Source organism: Cyanobacteria bacterium GSL.Bin1 (assembly GCA_009909085.1).
GTDB lineage: Bacteria > Cyanobacteriota > Cyanobacteriia > Cyanobacteriales > Rubidibacteraceae > Halothece.
Genome location: JAAANX010000172.1, coordinates 1 through 20,934, shown reverse-complemented (window position 1 = coordinate 20,934; position 20,934 = coordinate 1). Strand labels below are relative to the sequence as shown.

The 20,934-nt window shown below is 44.8% G+C and carries 16 protein-coding genes; 7 read left to right on the top strand and 9 right to left on the bottom strand.

Annotated elements, in window-relative coordinates:
- Window positions 1-3 precede the first annotated feature (3 nt).
- Together GVY04_19850 and GVY04_19845 are read left to right on the top strand one after the other, a co-directional pair.
- Window positions 4-1,080: an agmatinase gene (locus GVY04_19850; protein ID NBD18301.1), complete on the top strand. Its 1,077-nt coding sequence runs from the start codon at window positions 4-6 to the stop codon at window positions 1,078-1,080.
- Window positions 1,080-2,558 carry an aminotransferase class I/II-fold pyridoxal phosphate-dependent enzyme gene (locus GVY04_19845; protein NBD18300.1) on the top strand — a complete coding sequence of 493 codons (1,479 nt, stop codon included), beginning with the start codon at window positions 1,080-1,082 and terminating at the stop codon, window positions 2,556-2,558. The genes GVY04_19850 and GVY04_19845 overlap by 1 nt, the downstream gene beginning before the upstream one ends.
- On the opposite strand, the gene GVY04_19840 is transcribed toward GVY04_19845, so the two are convergent.
- From GVY04_19840 to acpP, 4 genes are all read right to left on the bottom strand, one after another.
- The gene (locus GVY04_19840; GenBank protein ID NBD18299.1) at window positions 2,550-3,335 is read right to left on the bottom strand and encodes a cobalamin biosynthesis protein CobQ; all 786 of its coding nucleotides are present in this window, start codon (window positions 3,333-3,335) and stop codon (window positions 2,550-2,552) included. The genes GVY04_19845 and GVY04_19840 overlap by 9 nt on opposite strands.
- A gap of 148 nt (window positions 3,336-3,483) precedes the next feature.
- Window positions 3,484-5,502 carry a transketolase gene (gene tkt, locus GVY04_19835; protein ID NBD18298.1) on the bottom strand — a complete coding sequence of 673 codons (2,019 nt, stop codon included), beginning with the start codon at window positions 5,500-5,502 and terminating at the stop codon, window positions 3,484-3,486.
- A gap of 214 nt (window positions 5,503-5,716) precedes the next feature.
- Complete coding sequence (gene fabF / locus GVY04_19830; protein NBD18297.1) at window positions 5,717-6,973, bottom strand: beta-ketoacyl-ACP synthase II; 1,257 nt, start codon at window positions 6,971-6,973, stop codon at window positions 5,717-5,719.
- A gap of 51 nt (window positions 6,974-7,024) precedes the next feature.
- Window positions 7,025-7,279, bottom strand: a complete 255-nt coding sequence (gene acpP / locus GVY04_19825) for an acyl carrier protein (protein NBD18296.1) — start codon at window positions 7,277-7,279, stop codon at window positions 7,025-7,027.
- Between the two features lie 338 nt (window positions 7,280-7,617).
- Between acpP and GVY04_19820 the strand changes: the two genes are divergently transcribed.
- From GVY04_19820 to GVY04_19805, 4 genes are all read left to right on the top strand, one after another.
- Window positions 7,618-7,980 (top strand): DUF1815 family protein, encoded by a 363-nt coding sequence (locus GVY04_19820; GenBank protein NBD18295.1) that lies wholly within the window; start codon window positions 7,618-7,620, stop codon window positions 7,978-7,980.
- 507 nt (window positions 7,981-8,487) lie between these two features.
- Window positions 8,488-9,327: a BtpA/SgcQ family protein gene (locus GVY04_19815; GenBank protein ID NBD18294.1), complete on the top strand. Its 840-nt coding sequence runs from the start codon at window positions 8,488-8,490 to the stop codon at window positions 9,325-9,327.
- A 56-nt stretch (window positions 9,328-9,383) separates the two neighbouring features.
- A complete protein-coding gene (locus GVY04_19810) occupies window positions 9,384-10,361 on the top strand; it encodes a hypothetical protein (GenBank protein NBD18293.1) in 978 nt (325 codons plus the stop codon).
- Between the two features lie 104 nt (window positions 10,362-10,465).
- Window positions 10,466-10,801, top strand: a complete 336-nt coding sequence (locus tag GVY04_19805) for a hypothetical protein (protein NBD18292.1) — start codon at window positions 10,466-10,468, stop codon at window positions 10,799-10,801.
- Window positions 10,802-10,814: 13 nt separating this feature from the next.
- Here GVY04_19805 and GVY04_19800 read toward each other — a convergent pair whose 3' ends face one another.
- The 3 genes from GVY04_19800 to GVY04_19790 form a co-directional block, all read right to left on the bottom strand.
- Window positions 10,815-11,711, bottom strand: a complete 897-nt coding sequence (locus GVY04_19800) for an Hsp33 family molecular chaperone HslO (GenBank protein ID NBD18291.1) — start codon at window positions 11,709-11,711, stop codon at window positions 10,815-10,817.
- 272 nt (window positions 11,712-11,983) lie between these two features.
- Window positions 11,984-13,171 carry an MFS transporter gene (locus GVY04_19795; protein NBD18290.1) on the bottom strand — a complete coding sequence of 396 codons (1,188 nt, stop codon included), beginning with the start codon at window positions 13,169-13,171 and terminating at the stop codon, window positions 11,984-11,986.
- A 5-nt stretch (window positions 13,172-13,176) separates the two neighbouring features.
- A complete protein-coding gene (locus GVY04_19790; protein ID NBD18289.1) occupies window positions 13,177-14,382 on the bottom strand; it encodes an MFS transporter in 1,206 nt (401 codons plus the stop codon).
- A gap of 145 nt (window positions 14,383-14,527) precedes the next feature.
- Here GVY04_19790 and GVY04_19785 point away from each other — a divergent pair, with 145 nt between their 5' ends.
- A complete protein-coding gene (locus tag GVY04_19785) occupies window positions 14,528-16,012 on the top strand; it encodes an Apocarotenoid-15,15'-oxygenase (GenBank protein ID NBD18288.1) in 1,485 nt (494 codons plus the stop codon).
- 39 nt (window positions 16,013-16,051) lie between these two features.
- On the opposite strand, the gene GVY04_19780 is transcribed toward GVY04_19785, so the two are convergent.
- Entirely contained in the window at window positions 16,052-16,738 is a 687-nt protein-coding gene (locus GVY04_19780; GenBank protein NBD18287.1) for a DnaJ domain-containing protein, read from the bottom strand.
- A 184-nt stretch (window positions 16,739-16,922) separates the two neighbouring features.
- Window positions 16,923-20,543 carry a methionine synthase gene (gene metH, locus GVY04_19775; protein NBD18286.1) on the bottom strand — a complete coding sequence of 1,207 codons (3,621 nt, stop codon included), beginning with the start codon at window positions 20,541-20,543 and terminating at the stop codon, window positions 16,923-16,925.
- Between the last annotated feature and the right edge of the window lie 391 nt (window positions 20,544-20,934).

Sequence of the window (20,934 nt, the reverse complement as noted above, 5' to 3'; positions counted from 1 at the left end):
TTTATGAAAAAGTTCTCTACAAATTTTATTGATCCCGATGATATTTCTCGGCCAAACGGTCAATTTTTAGGCTATCCTTACTCTTCAGAGGAAGCAAAAATTATTTTTCATCCAGTTCCTTGGGATGTCACAACCTCTTACAGCGAAGGAACAGCAAGAGGACCGCAAGCGATTATTGATGCTTCTATACAACTAGAACCAACTGACTCTTATGTTTCTGAAGCATGGAAAATTGGGCATTATACAAGACCAGTCAATACAGAACTATTGGCAAAAAATGATCAAACGCGAACAGTTGCTAAACAGGTGATTGAATATCAAGAAGCAGGAGGTCATTTTCAAGATCAAGCAATCCAAGCGCAATTAAGAGAAGTCAATCACGCGTCTGATCGTTTAAATCAATGGGTTTATGAAGAAACGAGTTCCTTGCTAAAGCAAAATAAATTAATTGGTTTAATTGGCGGTGATCATAGTGTTCCTTTAGGCTTTATAAAAGCATTAACTGAAAAATATGGTTGCTATGGAATTTTACAAATTGATGCTCATGCTGATTTAAGAAATACTTACGAAGGATTTACTTATTCTCATGCATCAATTATGTATAACGTGCTCCAATTATCTGGAATTTCTCATTTAATTCAAGTGGGAATTCGAGATTTTTCACGAGGAGAAATAGAAAGAGCAAAAGCAGATCAGCGCGTGCAATGGTTTACTGATTGGCAATTAAAAGAAAAAGCTTATCACGGTTATGTTTGGGCCGAGCAATGTCGAGAAATTATAACTAGTTTACCTGAGAAGATTTATATTAGCTTTGATGTGGATGGTTTAAGCCCGCAATTTTGCCCTCATACGGGAACACCGGTGCCTGGCGGGTTAGATTTTAATCAGGCGATTTATTTGCTAGAAATGTTGGTTCAAGCAGGGAAACAAATTATCGGTTTTGATTTATGTGAAGTTTCTCCTAATCTCAATGATCCTGAGGATGAATGGGATGCCAATGTTGGGGCTAGGCTGGCTTATAAATTAGCAAATTTGATGTTTGCTTCTCAAAATTCTTCTATTTTTGCAGCAGGGAAATAATGACAGATGCTGATGCTTTCTCCCAAGGTGAGACTCCGCTTTTAGATGTTCTAAAGGCAAGTGGCAATCGTCCTCATGCTGAATTTTATGTTCCAGGGCATAAACGAGGCAAAGGCATTGCTTCGCAGTTATCAGATATATGGGGAGAGGCGGTCTTTCGTTATGACTTACCGGAATTACCAGAATTTGGTAATTTGTTCCCGGCAGAGGGAGTCATGAAAACGGCGCAAGATTTAGCAGCAGGGGCATTTGGGGCGGATCAAACTTGGTTTTTAACCAATGGGTCAACCGCTGGGGTGATGGCGGCAATCTTAGCGACCTGTCGTAATGGGGATCAAATTATATTACCGCGTAATGTTCATCAAAGCGCGATCGCGGGATTAATTCTCTCAGGTGCCATTCCGATTTTTATGCACCCGGTGTATGATCCTACATTTGATCTGCCTTACAACATTACACCAGACGCTTTAGAACAAACGATCGCGCAATATCCCCAAGCAAAAGCCGTTCTCATTACCTCTCCGACGTATCAAGGAGTGTGCGCTGATATTCAAGCCCTGAGTCAAATTGCTCATTCTCATCAGCTTCCGCTAATTGTGGATGCTGCCCACGGCGCTCATTTTGGGTTTCATCCGCAGTTTCCCGCCTCTCCTCTCACCCTCGGTGCTGATGTGGTCATCCAGTCGTTACATAAAACCCTAGGCGCCCTCACCCAGGCGTCTTTACTTCATTTAAAGGGAAAACGAGTCAGTGCAACGGCTCTCACCGCAGCGCTACAATGTTTACAATCAAGCAGTCCCAGTCATCTCCTCTTGGTATCCCTCGATGCCGCGCGTCACCAAGTGGCAACAGCAGGGGAAACCTTACTCGGACAAGCGTTGACCTTAGCCCAACGGGCAAAAGCAGGAATACAAAGCATTCCAGAATTAGCGTTGTTTTCTCCTCAGTCTCCTCAACCCGGTTGCAGGAACATTGACCCCACTCGCCTGACCATTGATGTTTCCGGCTTAGGCTTAACCGGTTTTACCGCCGATGAAATTTTACATCATCAGTTTGGGGTAACGGCAGAATTACCTACCGCAAAAACCCTGACCTTTGTTGTTACCTTTGGTAACACAGAAACAGATATAGTAGCTTTATTAGCAGGGTTGAGAGCTTTCAGAGAGAAGAAAACAGCAGAAGAAATCAACCTGAACCTATCATCTTTACCCCCGCTTGCCCCTTGTCTTTCGCCTCGTCACGCTTTTTTTGGCGAAAAGGAAACCCTCCCCTTATCCGCAACAGTGGGCAAAATTAGTGCAGAATTGGTTTGTCCTTACCCACCGGGGATACCGGTTTTAATGCCTGGAGAAACAATTACAGAAGAAGCCCTTGCTTATTTAAAGCAGGTACTGCAACTCGGCTCTCAAGTGAGTATGACTGGGTGTAGTGACCCCAGTTTGGAAGAATTACAAGTCATGAAAGCTGAATCAAGCTAAATTCCCAACTTCTAAGCGTTTAAACATTGCTTTACGTGCTTTTTGGGCTAACTCATCTTCTAGAGGCGAGAGTTGGATTGTTTTTTGATATTTCAATTCCAGCGCCGTTTCAATTAACCAGTCGGCAAGAAAGGGATTTTTGGGGAGTAGGGGACCATGAGCATAGGTCGCGATCGCGTTGCCATAAAATGCCCCTTCATAGCCATCTTCCTGATTATTCCCATTACCAACAATGACCCGCCCCAAAGGTTGCACATTACCCAAATACGTCCGTCCGCCATGATTTTCAAAGCCAATGACAATGGGCGGTCCACCGGTACGGGCTTGTACCATCTGTGCCAGGGGAGAAGCCGTTAAACGAAAGACAATATTGCCAATACAACGGTCCGCTTTGTTGCCTGGGTGTTTACTCACTAAGTCGAAGATTCCTAACCCTTCAATGCGTTCCCCATAAGCCGGTTCATAATAGTGTCCTAATAGTTGCGGCGAACCACAGGTAAAAACGCCGGGTGTCCCGCCTTCGATTTTATTCCGCAAGATTTGGGCTTTGGCTCCCTTTAAATCTCGCATGACAATTTCTTGTTGTCGATCTTGGGCGCCGCCCCCCACAAATAAATCAATATCCTGGAAGGCATCAGCCGTTGCATCTAAATCAAGACGAACGATGTTAACTTGCAAATCGCGCCACTGACTGCGTTGTTGTAAGCAGATGACATTGCCGCGATCGCCGTAAGTACTCATTAAAGTGGGATATAACCAGCCTAAGGTTAGTTCCATGGAGGGTTTGTTATTGGTCATTAGTTATTGGTTACTCACGACTCCCAGACTCTAATCAATTGGTAGTAACAATTCACTCATTTGAGATCGACGAAGGACAAAAGCCACAGATGTCATAACACCTGTGACTTTTTCTTTAGGCTTGCGACTAACCGAGAACTTTCTTCGCTGTTGCGACCACATTCGCTGTGGTAAAGCCAAGATTTTCCATCGCAACCGGACCAGGGGCGGAAACGCCAAAGCGATCAAGACCAATGACCGCGCCTTGTGCGCCAACATACTGGCACCAACCGAAGGTCGTTCCTGCTTCTACCGCTACTCGCTTCGTCACTACTTGAGGTAAGACGGACTCTTTATATCCTTGGTCTTGTTCCTCAAATAGTTCCCAACTCGGCATGGAAACAACACGGACATTTTTGCCCTCTTGACGGAGTTGTTCGGCAGCATTCACACAGAGTTCCACTTCGCTACCAGTACCAATCAGGATTAATTCTGGGGTACCGTTGCTATCAGAAAGGACATAAGCGCCCTTCGCTGCTTTCTCAATGGAACTTCCCGCTAAGTTAGGCAGCTTTTGCCGAGAAAGAGACAGTAAAGTCGGTGCATGAGGATTGCCCACTGCGCGCTCAACCGCTACTTTGTAAGCAGCCGAGGTTTCATTGCCATCAGCGGGACGGAAAACGGCTAAATTCGGCATTGCTCGTAAAGAGGCAATATGTTCAACGGGTTGGTGAGTGGGACCATCTTCTCCTAAACCAATTGAATCATGGGTCATGATCCAGATGACCCCTGCCCGCGAAAGCGCTGAGAGACGGAGCGCGCCGCGCATATAATCAGTAAAGATCAGGAAGGTTGCACCATAAGGGATAATGCCGGAGTTATGATGGGCAATACCATTACAAATGGCACCCATACCATGTTCCCGCACCCCAAAGCGGAAGTTACGATTTTCGTAGGCTCCTTTTTGGAAGTCGCCACTGGATTTAACGTAGGTTTTATTAGAAGGGGCGAGGTCTGCTGAACCGCCGAGTAAGCCGGGTAAGACAGGAGAAAGCGCATTTAAAACGGCTCCAGACTGGTTCCGAGTTGCATCGGCTTTGTCATCGGGGGTATAAGTGGGCAGTGCATCTTCCCAACCGGCAGGCAGTTCACCATTAATCAGTTGCTCGAAGTTTTTTGCCTCTTCAGGATATTTGCCCTTATATTCAGCAAAGCGTTGTTTCCACTCTCGCTCTGCTTCTGCGCCGCGATCAACCGCTTTCCGGAAATGGTTGAGGGCGTCTTCAGGCACTTCAAACTCTCCGTATTCCCAACCCAGTTCTTTCCGAGTTGCTGCGACTTCATCTTTTCCTAATGCAGCACCGTGAACATCATGGCTGTTGGCTTTATTGGGAGAGCCAAAACCAATAATGGTTCTGATACCAATAATTGAGGGTTTATCTTTCACTGCTTTGGCATTAGCAATGGCTTTTTCCAAACCTTCGAGATCGGTATTGCCATCTTCAATGACTTGTGTATGCCAACCCAGGGCTTCATAGCGTTTCATCCGATCTTCGGTGAAGGAGAGTTCGGTTTCACCATCAATGGAGATGTGGTTGTCATCGTAGAGAGCAATGAGTTTGCCGAGTCCGAGGTGTCCCGCGAGAGAACAGGCTTCGTTAGAAACCCCTTCCATTAAATCACCATCAGTGGCAATCACATAGGTATAGTGATTAACTAGTTCACAATCGGGCTTATTAAAGCGAGCGCCTAAATGAGCTTCTGCAATCGCTAAGCCAACTGCATTAGAAATTCCTTGTCCTAAAGGACCTGTGGTCACTTCTACCCCTTCGGTCATGAAGTTTTCAGGGTGACCGGGCGTTTTCGACTCCCATTGACGGAATTGCTTAATATCATCTAAACTGACGCTATCGTAACCGGTGAGATAGAGGAGGGCATAATGTAACATACACCCATGTCCACCGGAGAGAACGAAGCGATCGCGATTGAACCAATGGGGATTTTTCGGGTTGAAGCGCAGGAATTTATCCCAGAGGACAAATGCCATCGGAGCAGCCCCCATCGGTAAGCCCGGGTGTCCTGAACTGGCTTTTTCGACGGCATCAATCGCCAGAAAGCGGATTGAATTGATACAAAGTTGTTCGAGTGATTGAGTAGCAGCGACCATAACTGATTTTTCTGTAACTACGGTTTATTGGAAAATTTTTTTAATGGGTTTTCTCCGAGAACCCTAGCGAAATTTGAGCAGCGCCCATAATTCCCTTCTATCTTTACAGAAAGTGGGATTGAGGGGCAAGCGAGTTTTTGATCCTAATTGAGAGCGGACGCCTTTTCAGGTGAAGGCACTCATGCTGAGTGGTTTGTATATTGACAAAACTCATTTAACCAGAAGGATACTTTTTAAAGGCTAATGTAATATTGTGCCCCCCAAATCCGAAGGAGTTTGACAAAGCACAGTTGACAACTCTCTCCCGGGCAATTTGAGGAACATAGTCGAGATCGCATTCGGGATCAGGATTTTCGAGATTAATTGTCGGGGGAATTTTGTCATTCGCGATTGCCATGACTGTTGCCACTGCTTCGATACCGCCGGAACCGCCGAGTAAATGCCCAGTCATGGATTTTGTCGAACTAATCGCTACCCGATAGGCCGATTCTCCAAGCGCTTTTTTGAGCGCTTTGGTTTCAGTCACATCATTAGCAGCGGTACTGGTGCCATGAGCATTCACATAGCTCACGTCTTCGGGCTTGAGATTGCCATCTTTGAGGGCTAGCGCGATCGCTTTAGCAGCTCCTGTTCCTTCGGGAGTCGGGGAAGTCATATGGTAAGCATCACAGGTCATCCCATATCCCACTATTTCGCCATAGATTTTTGCCCCTCTTGCTGCCGCGTGTTCCAAGGATTCCAGAATCAAGATGCCTGATCCTTCACCAATGACAAATCCATTCCGATCTTTATCAAAAGGACGACAAGCATGTTGTGGATCATCATTGCGATTGGAGAGGGCTTTAGCAGCAGCAAACCCTGCAACAGTCAAAGGGGTAACAGCTGCCTCGGTTCCACCACAAATCATGGCTTGAGCATCTCCCCGTTGGATGACACGAAACGCATCTCCCACTGCATTTGAACCCGCTGCACAAGCGGTCACTGGACACGAGTTTGGTCCTTTTGCCCCCACATGAATCGCCGTTAAGCCAGCTGCCATATTGGCAATCATCATTGGTACCATAAAGGGACTACAGCGACTGGGTCCCCGATTCAAATACACTTCTTGCTGATCTTCTAGCACTTTAATCCCACCAATTCCGGTCCCAATCATTACCCCAACTTGATCGGCATTCAAGTCGTTGATTTCTAACTTGGCATCACTCAAGGCTTGTAAACTAGCAGCCAAGGCAAATTGAGAAAACCGATCCATGCGTTTGGCTTGCTTGCGGTCTAAATATTCATGGGGGTCAAATCCCTTGACTTCCCCTGCAATTTGGCTCCCGTGAGCACTCGGGTCAAATTGGGTAATTTTGCCAATTCCGTTTTGCCCTGCTAAGAGGGCGTTCCAGTATGCCTCTAAGGTATTACCGACGGGAGCCACAACACCCAGTCCCGTCACTACCACTCGTTGATTTTGCGAATTTGCCATAATTTTCGATGTGTTTTTTGGGGAGTGTACCGGAGTCATGCACTCGGAACCTTAAGAAGAAGGAGTCGCTGCTTTTTCCTCAATGTATTCTACTGCCGCTTGGACCGTGGCAATTTTTTCCGCTGCTTCATCAGGAATTTCGATGTCAAATTCCTCTTCTAAAGCCATGACTAATTCAACCACATCCAGGGAATCAGCGCCTAAATCTTCAGCAAATTTGGATTCAGGCTTAATCGTTTCTTGATCTTGAATTTCGAGCTGTTCAGCAACAATTCCTTTGACTTTATTAAATGTTTCTTGATTCATTCGTTAATCTTCCTTGATTCATTCAATACCAGAGGAACACGCGATGATACGGTTCCTTAATCTGCTACGAGCATTGGTTAATTATTGTTCTTAGCATTCTATATCTTATCGGAAAGAGGGAATACAAGAAAATTGCTTGTCATCAATTTACTGAATCTGCTTCCTCAACTGTTGATTTGAGTGGTCAATCGATCAAACTGAACCTTACTTGGCGTCGTTTGGGATGAACTTTGCTAGCGTATAGATAACTGTTGTCATTGGAGAACGGTCACAAATTCTAAAGAAATTCTTAAAAAATAGGCTACAATAAGAAAATTGTGTGCCGCTGGAGGATAAAAGTGTTTACACGACTAGCTCACCAACATCGCCAATTTATTCAGGACTTGGTCATGAATTTACAAGCCCTCGCGATTGTTCTCGAAAGGCGGGGCTACCTTGCATCTTGCTACACCTGTGGTCAAGAAATGAATAGTGCTTCATTCATGGTTAGCTTAGGCGATAATCACCTCATTCGCTTTCTGGTGTCTGATTATGGGATTACTTGGACAGAACTGTGTGATGACCGCGAACTGATGAAACTAGAAGGTGCAGAAGCGATTAATCAACTTCAAGAGTTGGCGAATTTGGTGAAAACGCAAGTTTGTACCACTGATATTGAACCGCATTCTCAATCTCATCACTTACTAAAAACTGAGCATTAATTTTCAATTACAGATGGTTGTGATCAAGCTTGGTCTGAGAGACTGGTAGATGCAGTAAGTAAGGATAAAGGAATCATGGATCAAGAGCAATTGATGAACGTTATTCCAGTCGCCATTGCCGTTTTGATTGGGATTGGCGGTTTCTTAATGATGTTTACCACTGTTTTTACAACCCGGCGGTAAAGTTTTAGATTTAGTTCAGATATGAGTTTTGATTGGGATGGTTTGAGGTAAGGAGCGATTGCTCAGTGTCGGAAGTGAGTCAGATAGTGGTAGTCTTAATGACGATAACCCGCTATTATAAAAAGTTTGTGGTCGCAGAATACGTTGGAAGGCCTTCCGATGTGGGGGTAACCGATTGTGGAAGTTATTTCTGCAGACGACCCCTTGCCTGCAGCGACCGTTGGTTAGGGTTAAACAGTAGCTGGTGGATCACGTAATTAATTTATAATTTGCGCCTGGTTACTGCTTCAAGAACTCTATTCGCAGTGCGTTCGAGTAAACAACGTGGACTTAGAACAAATTTTTCAAACTTCCCATCCCGTGATTGGTGTTGTACACCTGCTGCCCCTTCCTTCTTCTCCCCGTTGGGGCGGTAACTTAAAAGCTGTCCGAGAACGTGCCGAACAAGAAGCTACGGCTTTAGCTGCCGGTGGTGTTGACGGTATTATTATTGAAAATTTCTTTGATGCTCCTTTTGCTAAAAATCAAGTTGATCCGGCAGTGGTTAGCGCAATGACTTTGATTGTGCAACGGGTGATGAATTTGGTGATGTTACCGGTAGGGATTAATGTTTTGCGCAATGATGCGAAAAGCGCGATCGCGATCGCGTCTTGTGTCAATGCCCAGTTTATTCGGGTGAATGTACTCACCGGTATTATGGCAACCGATCAAGGTATTATTGAAGGGGAAGCCCATGATTTAATGCGCTATCGACGGGAATTGGGCTCAGACATTGGCATTTTTGCTGATGTTTGTGTCAAACATGCCTATCCGTTGGGCAATCCTCCCTTAGCAACGGCAGTACAAGAAACGGTGGAACGAGGGTTAGCAGATGGCATCATTATTTCCGGTGGTACCACTGGTGACCCCCCTCGGTTAGAAGACTTGGAAACTGCGGCTAGTGTGGCTTCTGGTAAACCTGTTTTGATTGGTAGTGGGGCAACGTGGGATAATGTCCCTCGTCTTTTCAAAGCAGCCGATGGTGTGATTGTTGCCAGTTCTCTGAAGCGGAATGGCAATATTCACAATCCCATTGATCCGATTCGAGTTAGTCAATTCGTAGAAGCAGTACGAGAAACCGAAAATCCCCCGGAAGAGCGGTATCCCTTTTCGGCAAAAGCTTGACTGCTAGGATTGAATTATTCTCATCCCATTTCGCAATTTGTGAGAGGAAATCATTGATGGTACGACGACGTTCTACGCCTTGGATTTATCGCTGGTCTCGTCCAATAATTGGCGCGATCGCGCTTTTGGGAGCTATTCTCACTGCTTATCTCACTGTACAAAAATTCACTGGTCAAACGGTAGGTTGTGTCGCTGGTGCCCAAGCAGCAGGGGAAAGTTGCAGTAATGTCCTCAATAGCCCTTATGCGACAGTTTTTGGACTGCCTTTAAGTTTATTTGGGTTTGGAGCTTACAGCGCAATGGTCCTTTTCTCTCTGGGTCCTCTCTTTGTCAACGCAGACCAAAAGAAAAGCCTGCGCAAACAGTTAGAACAATGGAGTTGGTTCCTCCTCCTGATTGGGGCAACCGCCATGACTGCTTTTAGCGGTTACTTAATGTATGTTTTATCTTTTGAATTACAAACGTTCTGCCCCTATTGTATTGGGTCAGCTTTCTTTTCTCTAAGCTTATTAGCCTTAACCTTACTCGGTAAAGATTGGGACGATTTAGGACAAGTGTTTTTCACGGGGATTATTGTGGTCATGGTGACCTTAGTTGGGACCTTGGGGATTTACTCTGATGTCAATAACACCGTTAATGCCTCTAATCAAGAAGTAAGTGTGATTCCTTTAGCTGACTCTGCTCCTCAACCGCCCAAAGGCTGGGAAATTACCACCACTTCTGGTCCCGCAGAAATTGCTCTTGCTGAACACTTAAGCGCGATCGATGCGAAAAAATATGGAGCATTTTGGTGTCCCCACTGTTTCGAGCAAAAACAACTATTTGGCAAAACGGCTTTTGACAAAGTGAATTATATTGAATGCGATCCGCGAGGCATCGATCCGCAACCAGAAGCCTGTCAAGACGCCGCAATTAAATCTTACCCCACCTGGGAAATTAAGGGTGAACTGTATCGAGGGACCCAAAGTCTCGAACGTTTATCACAACTTTCTAATTATCAGGGACCAACAGACTTCCAATATCAATTACCATGAGATAAGTTACTCTGATTACCTATGAGTTACTAATAAAAATGCTGTTTTAAATAAACTAAAACAGCATTTTTCAATATTGTTTATCACTTTTTTTATGAGGAAAAATGCTAGTACCGGCGGAAAAATCAGTGAAATTACAGTTAGAAAAACGTTTAGAAGAAGAACGCATTAAAGAAGAGAGAATGCATGACGTTCTGCTATTACTAGATAATTTAGTAGAACGGGAAGAAGCAACAGTAAAAATTATCCTAGATTGTCTTTATGATGTGGGCTCAATTAATATTATTAATCAAAAAGTTGGCTTCCGTCCGATGAATCGGTTTTTAAAGGCGATCGCGCGTTTGACTAAGCCTGCTTTTCGGGCAGTTGCTTGGCGATGGTTTAAAGGGAATTCTCCGCAACTGATTACAAACTGGCTGCGGAGAAAGATAACTTTTTAAAAACAGAAGAAAGTTAGCCTTCCACTTTCATTTTTTCGACTAACTCGACTAATTCTTCCCGACTCGCTTGATAAACTTGCCCGCAGAAGTGACACGTCGCTTCTGCTCCTTCATCTTTTTCAATCATATCCTCTAACTCGGCGATTCCCAGTAACTTTAAGGCCCGCATCATGCGCTCAAAAGTACAACCGCAATGGAAGCGCACCATTTGCACATCAGGGAAGATGTGTAATCCCATATCGCCCAATAATTCCTCAAAAATTTCTGATAGGGTTTTCCCTTGTCGCATTAAGGGAGTAAAACCAGATAATTGACTCACTCTTCCTTCTAAGGTTTGTATTAACGCTTCATCATGGGATGATTTGGGAAGGACTTGTAATAAAATTCCTCCAGCAGCGGTTACCCCTTCCGCACCAACAAATACCCCAACCAGCAATGCTGACGGCGTTTGTTCCGAAGTAACTAAATAATTTGCCACATCATCACCAATTTCTCCAGAAACAAGTTCCACTGTACTGGAGTAGGGATAGCCATAACCAACATCTCGAATCACATAAAGATAGCCATCTTGTCCGACAGCACCGCCAACATCGAGTTTTCCCCGGTCATTAGGCGGTAATTCAACGGTAGGATTCTGCACATAACCCCGAACGGTACCATCTACCCCGGCATCCACTAACAGTCCACCAAGGGGACCATTACTTTTAATGCGAAGATTGACGCGCGACTGTTCCTGCTTCATATTTGAAGCCAATAATAAACTGGAGGACATCGCACGTCCTAAGGCTGCAGTCGCAACATAAGATAGATTGTGTCGTTGTCGGGCTTCTTCTGTCAGTCGGGTTGAAATCAGCCCAACCGCCCGAATCCCACCATCTGCTGCTGTCCCTCGAATCAACTGATCTGCCATAAGTAGTCCCTTACATTTCTTTACATTTGCTGCTTTTTCTATGGTATTCGGTATTTCAGAAAAATACTGAATTGCCCTCACTGCTAAGACATTAATCAGAAAATGCGGCTAAAAAAACATTTAGGAGAGATGCTCAGAGTTGGAAAGATTGTAAATGCCCTAAAGGGGTTATACTATTTCTGAAAACGATTGCTACAAATTGAACCACAGAGTCACAGAGAACACAGAGAATGGAAGCACTGGGACTGTCACTTCCAATCAGAGAGATGGTATTACTTGTTCGTTTGACTGGCGTTATATAAACTGCTACCCAGCGCGATCGCGCCTAAAAGTAACAAACTACTACTAATCACGGCATAACCCTGACCAATTCCGACTGCACTCACCAATGGTTGCACCACTACCGGCGAAGCAAATTCACCGAGAAAGAAGAAGGTATTGAGTCCCCCTAAACTCCGTCCTCGAATCGGTTCGGGTACTTTTTCTGAAATCCAAACTTTTGCATTGGGCATTAGTAAACCAAAGCCGAACCCACTAATCATTGCTCCGAATAGAATCACAGTGTAATTGAGAGCAAAACTAATTATGCCATACCCCAACCCCGCTAAAATAAACGCTAAGCCCACAATGGGTAAATACCCCAATTTTCCTCTAATTTTGGCATAAGCAAGAGATACCACTGCTTGGGAGAGGGTTAGGGTCGCTACTGCAAAACCACTGCCACTCGAAGGCAAACTAAAGTTGGTTTTCAAATAAAACGGTAACTGAGTGGGTGTAATATAAAACGTCAGTAGGTGCAGAAACTCAATAATGTAAATCAATCCCAATAACCGCCAAGGGATCTGAATTTGAAATTGCTGTTGTGAGCCATCAACTGCAGCCGTTTTTTCTCGTGGCGGCTCATATAAAACAAAGAGAATCAACGGCAACAGCAGTAAAGGGGAGAGATAAATGGCAAAGGGATAACGCCAGTCCACATTCGCCAAAATTCCCCCTACTGAGGAGAAGATAAAGCCTCCTGCCCCGATAAATGCTGACTGAATCCCCATGATGCGAGAGCGTATTGTTGGATCATAATAATCGGCAATTAATGTCGTGACACTGGTGGCGACGCCTCCTGCGGCAAAGCCTAAAATGGCGCGGGCAATAATCAAATGCCAGATGGAATCGACAACTAATCCTGCGCCACCGGCTAAGCCGTAAATAAGGACAGACACTACTAAAAGCGGTTTGCGACCAAATTGATCCACAATTTGACCCGCGATCGGGCTACCAATAACAATCAGTAACGCCGATATGGTTAACGCTAACCTGACTAAAAATTCGCTATTGTCAACATCAGAAAAATAGTCTTCCATTCCCGGTAAGGAAGGGGAAATAGTTAACCCCGTCATAATCAAAACGGTACTGGTTAACCAAAGCGTTAACTTTACCCCAAGCGAATCGGGAGAACGTTCCATATCACTTAAGAATGACGTGAAAACGATTCTTGTGAAGGCATGAGAGCCGTTTTCGTACTGGAAGCCAATGCCAAGACAGCAACCACGCCTAAAATGCCACTAGCTAGAGCATAAGTGCCACTCGCACCAACCCACTTCACTGCCGTTTGACTGGCAAAGGGCGAGAGAAACTCACCAATATAGAAGGCAGTTGTTAACCCGCCTAAGGCTCGTCCCCGAATTTTCGGCGCAACAGTTTGTGTCACCCAAACTTTACAGTTGGGAAACAGTAAACCAAAGCCAAGTCCACTCACGGCTAAACCCAAAACAATAAACTTAATACTAGGGGCAACCGCAACGATGATGTGTCCGATGCAGCCGAAGGCAAACGCGATCGCGAGAATATTCACAAACGTCAATCTTGCTTTTAACCAGCCGTAACCGAGAGAAGAACCCGCTTGGCAAAAGGTCATTGTCGCAATGGCAACCCCACTCAGAGAAGCAGACGCATCAAAAGAAGAGCGTAGATAAAATGGCAACTGCACGGGTGTCAGATAAAACAGGAACATATGCAGGAGTTCCACTCCATAAATGATGCCAATGGTCAGTAAGGGCAATTGCGACCAAGAAAAGACAGATGCAGCTTCTGCCTCTACCTCATGAATCGGTTCCCGCAACCACAAAATCATAAAGGGAACGAGGATCAACGGCGACAAATAAATCAGAAACGGTGCGCGCCAACTAATATCAGCCAAGACCCCACTTAAAGAGAGCACCACTACTCCCACTGTGGCAATACAAGTGGATTGTAGCCCCATTAAAGTCGAGCGGGTCTTGGGTTCGTAATAATCTGCGATGAGCGTTGTCACGCTGGTAATGGCGCCAGCAACAGCAAAACCAAGGGCAATGCGGGTGAGAATAAGCAAGGTGAGGCTATCTAAGCCATAACCCATCACGCCTGAAATACTAGCTAAAATCATCGCAGTGATCAGCAAGGTTTTGCGCCCCACACGGTCAATCAGTTGACCGGCGAGTAAGCCGCCAATAATAATTGAGAGGGCAGGCATGGTTAAAACCAACCGGACCCAATATTCAGAATTGTTCACTTCAGCAAAATAATCCTGGATTGCCGGTAAAGCAGGAGAAATGGCTGAACTCGGTAAGATAACAATTGGGCTGGCTCCCAAGAGAACCGCCTTCACTGGCAGGGAGTTGCAATTAAACTCAGACATGGTGCAGTAGGAAATAATCTTATGTCTCGTTTTTAACATTTCTTAACGTTAAAAACCTCATTCTCAACGCAGATTCATGGCTTGAGGAATTTCGTTATTCTTCAGTTATGATAGATGTAAAGTTTTATAAAGAATGAGTCCGCTTATGACTTCCCTGGTCAGTAAACACAGTCCGGAAAAAGAACACCCTTACTCGAAGCAAGAATGGCGTCAAGGCTATCAGTCGCAACGACAGGAAGCAAGTTATTGGCTAGAAACGCTATCTGGAAGTGTTCCCAAAGAATTAAACGGCACTTTATTTCGCAATGGACCCGGCTTACTCGACATCAACGGCATTCCGGTTCAACATCCCTTTGATGGGGATGGCATGGTTTGTCAATTTTCGTTTCAGGAGGGAAACGTTCATTTCCAAAACCGCTTTGTGCGGACACAAGGTTTTGTGGAAGAACAAGCAGCAGGAACCATTCTTTATCGCAACGTCTTTGGTACGCAAAAACCCGGCGGTTGGCTCAATAATGCCTTTGACTTTAAACAAAAAAATATTGCCAATACCAATATTATTTATTGGGGAGGTAAATTACTGGCTCTATGGGAAGGCGGACTCCCTCATCGTCTCGATCCCAAAACCTTAGAAACAAGAGGTGTTGATCAATTAGATGGTGTTTTAGGAGAGGGAGAAGCTTTTGCTGCCCATCCTTGGCTGGAACCCCAATCTGTTATTAATAACGATCAGCCTTGTTTAATTAATTTTTATATCGAACCCGGTTTATCAACCACTATTCATACGTATGAATTCGACCTCAACTTTCAGCTTTTAAGGAAACAAAGTACCAGTGTTCCTGGCTTTGCCTTTATTCACGATTTTGCGATTACTCCTCACTACTATATTTTCTTCCAAAATCCAGTTGAATTTAATCCCATTCCTTTTGTGTTAGGCTTTCGAGGCGCAGGAGAATGTATTAAGTTTAAACCCGAAAAAAATAGTCAGATTTGGATTATTCCTCGGGATCCAAATCGGGGTGAAATAGTTAAAAAATTAGAAGTTAATGCTGGATTTATATTCCATCATGCTAATGCCTTTGAAGTAAATAATAATCAGCTTTGTATGGACTCAATTTGCTATGCTGATTTCCCAGAAGTTGACCCTGAATCTGATTTTCGAGATGTTGATTTTGAAGCCCTTTATCCGGGTCAACTTTGGCGCTTTACGCTGAATTTAGATATAGCGACAGTAGAAAAAGACTTAATCGAACCTCGTTGCTGTGAATTTCCCTATGCCCATCCCAACAAAGTGGGACAACCCTATCGATATTTATTCATGGGAACCGCCCATCAACCCCGAGGAAATGCCCCTTTGCAAGCAATTCTGAAATATGATTGGGAAACGCAAGAACGCCTTGTTTGGAGTGCAGCCCCTCACGGCTTCGTCAGTGAACCCATTTTTGTACCTAAACCAGGTAGTCATGATGAAGATGAGGGCTGGGTTTTAACGCTTGTTTATAATGCTCAAAACCATGCTTCAGAATTAGTCATTTTGGATGGTCAAACTTTAGAACCGGTAGCCCGTTTAGGATTGCAGCAGCACATTCCCTACGGACTGCATGGGAGTTGGACGCCACAGTGTTTTTAACGCAACCGGATCAGATGAAGGATTCAGAAAGTTTTCTGTTCAGATTTTAGAAAAATGATGATTGACTCTAATTTGAGCTTCTTCCTGTAATCCCGTGGCAATCCGAAATAACTCTTTTCCAGTGTGGAGATGGTGTTCATCAAAATTAAAGGGGAAATACGCTAATTCTTCAATGCCATCATCGAGTTGATTCAAACAATAATAGAGATTAGCAGCTGTTCCGGCGAGATTAACACGGTTGGGTTGGGAACTGAGGGCTTGTTTGGCGTTTTGAACTAATCCCCGACAGGATTCAAGATAAGTTTGAAAAATGTCTAGCAGTTCATCATCAAAGGGATCCCCTGCTAGGTGGTCGATTTGTGCCTCCAGAGGAGCAGTGATTTGTTCAACTTGTTGGATGATGGGATGATAAACGTACTTTAACCAGTAATCGGTGTGATCATTACTGTGGCGTTTTTTCTGTCGATGGTTGTGATATTGTTGTTGGGCTTGGGTATTGCGTTCGGATCGCTTCTGAGAAAACGCGCGATCGTAAGAAGCTCTCAAGGTGGGGTTACTGAGAACTTCGTAGGCAGCATTAATTGCGATGATTTTGTCGTGACTCTTCTGCTCTCCGCTGCGATCAGGATGATACTGTTTAGCTAGGCGCCGATAGGCTTGTTTAATCTCTTTTTGACTAGCATCAGGAGTTACGCCAAGGACTTGGTAGTGGTCGGAATGAAGCATTACGTAGTTGAACTCAGAATCATGTTTCTCGGAATAATTCACTGTCTCCCACTTTAGCGTTAACTTCTCTTAGCACGTACTTTCCTTGCATAAATGATCGCATTGATACCCCAAAGTAAAAAACGATCGCGCCCTAAAACGCGATCGCTGCTTAGTTTTAATTCAAAAAGAAGTGACTCAGTAATTAAGCACTGAAGTAACGCGCGATCGGGTGGTAAGAAACAATCGCGGTAGTAGATTGTTCAGGATAGATTTGTTCACTTTCATCCATGTAGAGATTAATTTGTTTTGTCTCTAACAGATCTAAAAGCGTGTACTGATCCTCAATATTGGGACAAGCGGGATAACCGAAGCTATAGCGGGAACCGCGATAGCGTTGGGCTAAGATATCACGGATATTATCGGGATCTTCATCACCAAAGCCTAATTCTTGACGAATACGGGTATGTCCCCACTCTGCAAGGGCTTCAGCTGCTTGTACTCCAAAGCCATGGAAATAGAGATATTCGGTATATTTATCCGCTGCAAACAATTCTTTCGCATATTCCGTGGCAATTTCACCGACAGTTACCGCTTGCATGGGGAAGACGTCAATAATCCCCGATTCTTTCGGCGCGTAGAAGTCGGCAATACACATCCGTTGTCCTGACCGTTGACGAGGGAATTCAAACGCAGCCACAGGTTCTGATCCTTCAGGAATGGTTCCTTTCTCTTCCATCAGTTTCGGATCAAACAGATACACCGTATTCCCTTCCGCGTAACAAGGAAAGTAGCCATAAATCAAGTGGGGATGGAGTAAGTTTTCATCCTGCGAGCGTTGTTTCCACTCTTCAAGAATCGGTTCGACCGTTTCTTGTAAAAACTGATCGTACTCTTCCCGCGATTGACTTTTCTTCTTGCGGAATTGCCATTGACCCGCAAACAGGGCTTGTTTGTCGAGATACCACAGCATCTCATCAAAGGGAATATCATCGGGATTTAAGCGCTTATATCCCCAGAAAGGCGGCGTGGGACGCTCAATATTGACATCCACCGCTTCGGAACGAGTGGTATCCACGACTTTCGGTTCTTCAGGTTTGTCGCTTTTTCCGTTTTGTTCAGCGTCTGCTTTGCCATTGCTTTGGGCTTTTTCCGCTTTGGCTTTGGCTTTAATGCCTTTTCCTTCTTCTTCTCCCTCAGCAAACTCGCCTAAGAAACCTTGGAGATTGTCCCATTGTCCAGCTTCTTTCGCTGGCATGAGTTTATCCATGAAGTTGAGGTCAGAGAAGGCATCTTTCCCGTAAACCACTTTGCCATTGTAGGCTTCTTGACAGTCACCATAGACAAATTTCGGCGTTAACGCAGCCCCACCGAGAATAACCGGAACGGTAATCCCTTTTTCATTGAAGGTTTCTAAATTGTCCTTCATGAAGGCAGTGGATTTTACTAATAGCCCACTCATCGCAATACAGTCAGCATTATGTTCTTCGTAAGCCGCGATGATATTATCCACCGGCTGTTTAATCCCAATATTAATCACACGGTAGCCATTATTAGACAGAATGATATCCACTAAGTTTTTACCGATATCATGCACGTCGCCTTTTACGGTTGCGATGACAAAGGTTCCTTTGGCATTATCGCCCGCTTCATCTTTTTCCATGTGGGGTTCAAGATGCGCTACTGCCGCTTTCATCGTTTCGGCAGACTGTAAGACGAAGGGAAGCTGCATTTCGCCAGCACCAAAACGTTCCCCAACCACTTTCATCCCATCAAGGAGGAACTTATTAATAATATCCAACGGCGGATAAGTGTTCATTGCTTCATCAAGAACATCATTTAAGCCAATCCGTTCCCCATCAATAATGTGCTGTTTGAGTTTGTCTTCGATGGAAAGATTTTCCATGCTAGAGGCAGCAACGTCTGCTTTTTTACCCGCAAAGACTTCGGTTAATTTTGTTAGCGGATCATAGGTGCAGATTCCGTCTTCATTAAACTCACGACGGTCATAAATGAGGTCACGACAAATCTGCTGATGTTCTTCTTCGATTTTTGCTAGGGGAACAATCTTACTCGCGCTGACAATGGCTGCATCCATTCCTGCTTCAACGGCATCGTGAAGAAAAACAGAATTGAGGGCAACCCTTGCGGCTGAATTCAAGCCAAAGGAGAGGTTAGAAACCCCCAGCATGATATGACATTCGGGTAAGTTTTCCCGAATCATCCGAATCGACTCCATGGTTTCTTTGCCGTTGACCCGGTCTTCTTCAATCCCGGTAGAAATTGGTAAAGCTAAGGAATCGAAGAAGATTTCCGAGGGAGGAATGCCATATTCTACTGCTTGTCGATAAGCACGTTGGGCAATTTCAAATTTCTTCTGGGCGGTTCGTGCCATCCCATCTTCATCAATGGTTCCGATGACGACACCGGCGCCATATTTTTTCGCCAACTCTAAAACTTTGAAGAAACGTTCTTCGCCGTCTTCGTAGTTGGTGGAGTTGATGAGGCATTTCCCACCGGCGGTTTTTAACCCCACTTCCATTTTCGTCCATTCCGTGGAGTCCACCATGAGAGGAAGGGTCACGTTATTCACCAAACGGGAAACCACTTCATACATATCCCGTTCGCCGTCACGTCCTACATAGTCCACATTAACGTCGAGGACGTGCGCCCCTTCTTTTACCTGGGATTTGGCAATGGAAACCAGACCATCCCAGTCTTCTTCGTTGAGGAGGGTACGGGTTTTTTTCGACCCACTGGCATTCAGGCGTTCCCCAATAATTAAGAAGGAGTTGTCTTGAATATAATTTTGGGTGCTGTAAATGGAAGCAGCAGCACATTCATTTTTCGGATGACGCTCTTTCGGTTTGAGGTTTTTAGCAATATCGTAAAGTTGTTCAATGTGGTCCGGTCGGGTTCCACAACAGCCGCCAACAATTTGGACACCGAGGTCTTCGACGAAGTGCATTAACGCCATTCGTAATTCCATTGGTGTCAGTTTATAGTGGGCTTGTCCACCGACGTTTTCAGGCAGTCCTGCGTTGGGAATACAGGAAATAACAAACGGTGAGTGTTCCGACAAATATTTGATGTGTTCTTTCATTTTGTCGGGACCCGTTGCGCAGTTTAATCCCAAAATGTCAATGTCATAAGGTTCGAGGATGGTCAGCGCTGCATCAATTTCCGTTCCCACCAGCATGGTTCCCATAACTTCCATCGTGATAGAAACCATAATGGGAATGCGATCGCCTTTTTCGGCAAAGACTTCTTCTACTGCGTTCAAAGCAGATTTAATTTGCAGCACATCTTGACAGGTTTCGATGATAAATAAGTCGGAACCGCCATCATAAAGCCCAGAGGCTTGGACACGGTAGGACTCTTTCATCGTGTCAAAGTCAATATGACCCAGAGTGGGAAGTTTCGTGGTGGGTCCCATTGCCCCAGCAACAAAACGCGGTTTTTCTGGGGTTGAATACTCTTTCGCCACGCGCTTCGCGAGTTCCGCTGCCATTTTACTCAGTTCGTAGGCTTGTTCAGGAATATCATATTCCGCTAACACTACAGAACTCGAACCGAAGCTGTCGGTTTCAATGACATCCGCACCCGCTTCTAAAAATTCACGGTGAACCTGTTCAATGGCTTCCGGTTTAGATTTTACAAGATATTCATTACATCCTTCGAGTTCAGCACTGCCAAAATCTTCTAGCGTGAGTTCTTGCCTTTGTAATGACGTTCCCATCCCGCCATCAAAGACGAGGACAGGACGTTCTGGAGAATGCAGTCTTTCCAGAAATGCACTTTTTACTTTCGTTTTAGTTGTTGTCATAAGCTCAGAGATTCTTCTGTTGACCACGCAATCGCTTTCTAGCTTCTAGTTTTGGTCGCATTTATTACATATTATAAAGACTATCATCCCATGCACTGGTAAAAGAGAAAAACCCAAGGCGATTCAACCGTTGTTTGAGGTGCAGGTGACTACTATGCTTCTATTTCATTTTGGCGACGATTCATCCCCCATTAACCTAACGGTATTATGGGGGCATTCTCGTCACATTATTGGTAAAAACGCTCATCGTTTACTTTCTTGGCTAGTTGAACTTTCTAACCCACATTCCGCACCCCAACTGTCACATTGTCCGTTCCCCGAGGCTAAAATGAGAACGGTTGCTCTGGGAGTCTTTATTCGTCACAGCCTAAGAGTGATAAATCCGCCAAGG

What these genes read in the sequence shown, in the direction of transcription:
- GVY04_19790 (NBD18289.1), bottom strand. Translation starts at nt 14,382, where the DNA reads ATGTCTGAGTTTAATTGCAACTCCCTGCCAGTGAAGGCGGTTCTCTTG.
- GVY04_19800 (NBD18291.1), bottom strand. Translation starts at nt 11,711, where the DNA reads ATGGCAGATCAGTTGATTCGAGGGACAGCAGCAGATGGTGGGATTCGG.
- GVY04_19810 (NBD18293.1), top strand. Translation starts at nt 9,384, where the DNA reads ATGGTACGACGACGTTCTACGCCTTGGATTTATCGCTGGTCTCGTCCA.
- GVY04_19785 (NBD18288.1), top strand. Translation starts at nt 14,528, where the DNA reads ATGACTTCCCTGGTCAGTAAACACAGTCCGGAAAAAGAACACCCTTAC.
- GVY04_19850 (NBD18301.1), top strand. Translation starts at nt 4, where the DNA reads ATGAAAAAGTTCTCTACAAATTTTATTGATCCCGATGATATTTCTCGG.
- acpP (NBD18296.1), bottom strand. Translation starts at nt 7,279, where the DNA reads ATGAATCAAGAAACATTTAATAAAGTCAAAGGAATTGTTGCTGAACAG.
- metH (NBD18286.1), bottom strand. Translation starts at nt 20,543, where the DNA reads ATGACAACAACTAAAACGAAAGTAAAAAGTGCATTTCTGGAAAGACTG.
- GVY04_19845 (NBD18300.1), top strand. Translation starts at nt 1,080, where the DNA reads ATGACAGATGCTGATGCTTTCTCCCAAGGTGAGACTCCGCTTTTAGAT.
- GVY04_19805 (NBD18292.1), top strand. Translation starts at nt 10,466, where the DNA reads ATGCTAGTACCGGCGGAAAAATCAGTGAAATTACAGTTAGAAAAACGT.
- tkt (NBD18298.1), bottom strand. Translation starts at nt 5,502, where the DNA reads ATGGTCGCTGCTACTCAATCACTCGAACAACTTTGTATCAATTCAATC.
- GVY04_19780 (NBD18287.1), bottom strand. Translation starts at nt 16,738, where the DNA reads ATGCTTCATTCCGACCACTACCAAGTCCTTGGCGTAACTCCTGATGCT.
- GVY04_19795 (NBD18290.1), bottom strand. Translation starts at nt 13,171, where the DNA reads ATGGAACGTTCTCCCGATTCGCTTGGGGTAAAGTTAACGCTTTGGTTA.
- fabF (NBD18297.1), bottom strand. Translation starts at nt 6,973, where the DNA reads ATGGCAAATTCGCAAAATCAACGAGTGGTAGTGACGGGACTGGGTGTT.
- GVY04_19840 (NBD18299.1), bottom strand. Translation starts at nt 3,335, where the DNA reads ATGGAACTAACCTTAGGCTGGTTATATCCCACTTTAATGAGTACTTAC.